At 45.7% G+C, this 4,757-nt stretch carries 5 protein-coding genes; 3 read left to right on the top strand and 2 right to left on the bottom strand.

Annotated elements, in window-relative coordinates; translation table 11 throughout:
• Together KGY70_17105 and KGY70_17100 are read right to left on the bottom strand one after the other, a co-directional pair.
• On the bottom strand, positions 1–122 hold a 122-nt coding region (locus KGY70_17105), incomplete at its 3' end, for a recombination protein O N-terminal domain-containing protein (GenBank protein ID MBS3776919.1).
• 8 nt (positions 123–130) lie between these two features.
• Positions 131–1,396 carry an aminopeptidase P N-terminal domain-containing protein gene (locus tag KGY70_17100; protein MBS3776918.1) on the bottom strand — a complete coding sequence of 422 codons (1,266 nt, stop codon included), beginning with the start codon at positions 1,394–1,396 and terminating at the stop codon, positions 131–133.
• A 140-nt stretch (positions 1,397–1,536) separates the two neighbouring features.
• Here KGY70_17100 and KGY70_17095 point away from each other — a divergent pair, with 140 nt between their 5' ends.
• The 3 genes from KGY70_17095 to KGY70_17085 form a co-directional block, all read left to right on the top strand.
• A complete protein-coding gene (locus KGY70_17095; protein ID MBS3776917.1) occupies positions 1,537–2,208 on the top strand; it encodes a succinate dehydrogenase cytochrome b subunit in 672 nt (223 codons plus the stop codon).
• Positions 2,209–2,223: 15 nt separating this feature from the next.
• Positions 2,224–4,143, top strand: coding sequence for a fumarate reductase/succinate dehydrogenase flavoprotein subunit (locus KGY70_17090; GenBank protein ID MBS3776916.1), 1,920 nt, complete (start codon positions 2,224–2,226; stop codon positions 4,141–4,143).
• 156 nt (positions 4,144–4,299) lie between these two features.
• Positions 4,300–4,757, top strand: a 458-nt coding sequence (locus KGY70_17085) for a succinate dehydrogenase/fumarate reductase iron-sulfur subunit (protein MBS3776915.1), incomplete at its 3' end; no start/stop codon positions are given.

The following is a 4,757-nucleotide window of genomic DNA, read 5'->3' as shown; positions in this document are numbered from 1 at the left end:
CTGCGAATGCCTTGCAACATAAAGGAAATCCTTCCAAATGCTTCCGTATAGGCGGTAAGTATGACACTCGTGTCGGAGTATTTGATATGATGTAAGGCTATGGCCCTGGTTTTAGCGATCATTTAAACATTCACTTATTCACTTCTTGTATCAATTCCTCCAGCTCCTTCATTTCCTTCGGTATCCCGGAAGACATATTAACCGGCGGAGTGTCCACCAGAATATCATCTTCAATCCGGATGCCCATATTCTCCTCTGGTATGTAAATCCCGGGTTCCCAGCTTATAACCATTCCTTTATCCAGAATAACGTTTTTATCTCCGTAATCATGTACGTCGAGGCCGATAAAGTGCGATACGCCATGGGGAAAATAATTTTTCCATATTGGATTTTCATTGTTCTCCATATCTTTTCTTTTGTATAGCCCAAGCTGGATATGCTTTTCTATCAGTTGTTCTTTGACCTTATCGTTGAGTTCCTTAATGGTGATTCCCGGCTTAATCTCTTTTTGCACTGCTTCCATAACTTCCAGCACTGCCTGATAACACTCCTTTTGCCTGGTTGTAAAGCGACCGTTCACCGGAAGGGTCCGTGTGATGTCTGCGGCATAATTCCGGTATTCTGCCCCGAAGTCAAGTAAAAGCAGTTCGTTGTCTCTGCATACGTCATTGTTTTTATTGTAATGAAGCACAGTGGCGTTTTTGCCTGAGGCAACAATGGGTTCGAAGGCAAAACCGTTGGAATGCCGAAGGATAAATTCGTGGGTGATTTCTGCCTCCAGCTCTTTCTCGGAGATGCCCGGTTTCAATGTTTTAAAAATTCTGTTCATTGCCTGGCCTGTAATAGAGATGGCTTTTTGCATGGCATCAATCTCTTCCGGTTCCTTTCGCAGCCTTAGCTCCGACAGGATGGATCTCAGGTTGAAAAAGCCGTGAAACGGATACTGACAGCGGAACCGCTCCAGGTAAACCTCATCCGGGGATCTCAAGCCTCCGGCATTTAATTTGATATCGGTGTTAAAACCGATCTTTTTTTTCGAGCGGAGCAGTTTCTCCATGATATCATCGAATTGGCGAATCCATCGTATGTTTTCTATTCCCGAAAGGTTTTCCCCCTGGTCTCTGGTTAGCTGGTCGCCTTCCCAGAGGGAGGTCCGGCTGTTTGGTTCTTCAATGAAAAGATAATCCGTTTCTTTTTCTATTACCAGAATGGTCCCTTCCTGTTCGATTCCTGATAGATAGAATAGGTCGGAGTTTTGCCGGAAAGAAAAAAACTGGTCGCCATTTCGGGGCATCTTGTGATTTGAGAAAAGGAGTGCCATCGAATCTTTATCCAGGTGCCCTTTTAGTTTTTGTCTGTTTTTTCTGTAAAATGCTTTAGAAAAAGGATCGTACATAATGTAAAATTAATTTAAATTAATTGAATTTCTGTCAAGAAACATTTATTTTGCAAGAAGTTGAGAATATATTCGCATACAGTATATGTCAAATATAACGGCTCACGCAAGTTTATAAAATTAAACCAAAAACGAGATCTATGAGCAATTTTTTTACCTCTTCCGTTGGGAAAAAATTCATAATGAGCGTTACAGGGATCTTTCTCATTTTGTTCCTGATCGTTCATTTAACTGTAAATTCCCTTCTGCTGGTAGGGCCTGACGCTTTCAACGCGGCAGCCCATTTAATGGCCACCAATCCAGTGATTGTGATCATAGAGCCCCTTTTGGCCCTTGGGTTTATTGTCCATATTATCTATTCGGCTTATATAACACTCCAGAATCAGAGAAGCAGACCTATGCATTATAAGGAACTGAACAGGAGAGGCAGTTCAACCTGGCCCTCAAGAAACATGTTCATCCTTGGGGCATTTATCTTAATTTTCCTGGTGATCCACCTTTCTAATTTTTTCTGGAAAGCTAAATTTGGGCATGTGGAGACGGTTATGGTTAACGGAACCGAGATGCAGAATCTTTACGGTCTGGTGGCCAATTTGTTTAAAAACTGGTGGTGGTATGATCTGGTCTATATTTTGGGGGCCCTCTTCCTGGCACTTCATTTATCGCACGGATTATGGGCTGCGTTTCAGTCGCTGGGATGGAACAATGATAAGTGGAGGCTACGCCTGAAAAGGATTGCGTATGTTTTTGCCGTGGTTATGGGGGTAGGATTTTCTGTGATACCGCTTTATTTTCTGATCAGTACAAGCTAATTAAGGATACACATTATGGCAGCAATAGACTCAAAGATCCCTCATGGTCATTTGAAAGAAAAGTGGACCCATTATCTTGAATCCATGAAGCTGGTGAGTCCGGCGAATAAAAAGAAGCTGGAAATCATTGTTGTCGGTACCGGTGTTGCCGGTGCATCGGCAGCAGCTTCTCTGGCTCAGCTTGGATATCATGTAAAATCCTTTTGTTATCAGGATAGTTCCCGTCGTGCCCATAGCGTGGCAGCTCAGGGCGGCATTAATGCCGCCAAGAATTACCGGAACGACGGCGACAGCATTTACAGGCTTTATTTTGATATGATCAAGGGAGGAGATTATCGGGCGCGCGAGGCAAATGTATACCGGGCAGCCGAGGTCAGTAACGGGATTATTGATCAGTTGACTGCGCAGGGAGTACCTTTTGCCCGAGATTACGGAGGTCAGATCGCCACCCGCTCTTTTGGCGGAGTTCAGGTATCCAGAACCTTTTATGCCCAGGGACAAACGGGACAGCAGGTATTGCTGGGTTCTTATTCCGCATTAAAACGGATGATTGCCCGGGGTAAGGTGGAGATGTTTCACAGGCGGCAGATGCTGGAACTGGTTCTGGTGGAGGGGGAAGCCCGGGGTATTATTACAAGAAACCTGTGTACAGGCGAGCTGGAGCGCCATTCTGCCCATGCCGTTGTGCTGGCCACGGGCGGTTATGGAACCATATATTATTTATCTACATTGGGGGTAACTTCCAGCGGATCCGCCGCCATGATTGCTTACCGGAAGGGAGCTTATTTTGGCAATCCGAGTTTTATACAGATCCACCCCACATGCATCCCTCAGCTTAGCGATTTCCAGTCAAAGCTTACACTGATGTCGGAATCCCTGAGAAATGACGGCCGGATCTGGGTGCCCAAAGCAAAGGGAGATACAAGGAATGCCAACGACATTCCCGAAGAGGAACGGGATTATTACCTGGAACGCAAATATCCGGCTTTTGGCAATCTGGTTCCCCGCGATGTGGCTTCAAGAGCAGCAAAGGAACGCTGCGATGCAGGATATGGGGTAGGGCCTACCGGCCAGGCGGTTTACCTTGATTTCAAACATGCCATACAAGGGCAGGGAGCTAAGGCCATCGGTGATAAGTATGGGAACCTGTTCCACTTGTATGAAAAGATCACCGGCGACAGCCCTTATGAAACACCCATGAAGATCTATCCGGCCGGCCATTACACCATGGGAGGCCTGTGGGTGGATTACGAGCTGATGACCACCATCCCCGGATTGTTTGCCATCGGTGAAGCGAATTTTTCAGATCATGGTTCCAACAGACTTGGAGCAGGCTCGTTGATGCAGGGTGCCGGCGACGGATATTTTATACTGCCCAATACCATTGGCAACTATCTGGCTGACAAAATTAAAACCGCCAAACCGGAAACAAGCCGGGAGGAATTTGCCCGTGCGGAAAGCGATGCCCGGGAAAAACTGGAAAATCTGATGGCAATCAACGGCTCACAAACCGCTACTTCCTTTCATAAACGGCTGGGAAAGATCATGTGGGATCATTGTGGCATGAGAAGGAATAAAGAAGGCCTGGAAGAAGCCCGTGTGCAGGTCAAACAGTTAAAAGACGAATTTTATAATGATCTGATCGTTCCGGGTTCCATGGGTCAGATGAATCAGGAGCTGGAGAAAGCGGTAAGGGTAGCCGACTTTTTTGATTTAAGCCAGCTTCTGATCGAGGATGCCCTGAATCGCAATGAATCCTGCGGAGCCCATTTCAGAGAAGAATATCAAACCGAAAGCGGTGAAGCCCTTCGGGATGATGAAAATTATATGTATGTGGCGGCCTGGGAATATCAGGGTGATAACAAAATGCCCGCACTTCATAAAGAGCCCCTCCGGTATGAATTTACCGAAGTGAAGGTAAGAAGTTATAAATGATGATTGGTTTGTTAAACATACCGTTAAGAAACATCATGCACCGGCTTTACAGCAGGAACATGATTAACATGTGAGCTCCATAGGGATACAAGAAAAGTTTATAAATCTGCATCTCAATCAATTGAAAATTCAAATTTTTACCAAACTGTTAAAATAATGAAAGTAAAACTCAATATATGGCGACAACCCGATGCACAAACCAAAGGTAAGTTCGTCGGCTACGAGCTTGACGAAATCAATCCGGAGATGTCGTTCCTGGAAATGCTCGATGCGCTTAATGAAAAGCTGATCAAAAAGGGAGAAGATCCTGTTGCTTATGAGCACGACTGCCGGGAAGGCATTTGCGGTTCCTGCGGATTGTTCATTAATGGCCGTCCCCATGGGCCGGAAAAAGAAATAGCCACATGCCAGCTCCATATGCGTTCGTTCCGTGACGGTCAGAAGATTGTTGTCGAACCCTGGAGAGCCGGACCATTTCCTGTGATTAAGGATCTGGTCGTCGATCGCAGTGCTTTTGACAAGATTATGGAAGCGGGAGGATTTGTCTCAGTAGATGTCGGTTCGGCACCTGAAGCCAATCAAACTCCGGTAAAGAAAGTTCATGCAGAGAAAGC

The organism is Bacteroidales bacterium (assembly GCA_018334875.1).
GTDB lineage: Bacteria > Bacteroidota > Bacteroidia > Bacteroidales > UBA12077 > JAGXLC01.
The sequence above is the reverse complement of the archived record's forward strand: the minus strand, read 5'-3'. Positions and strand labels throughout refer to the sequence as shown.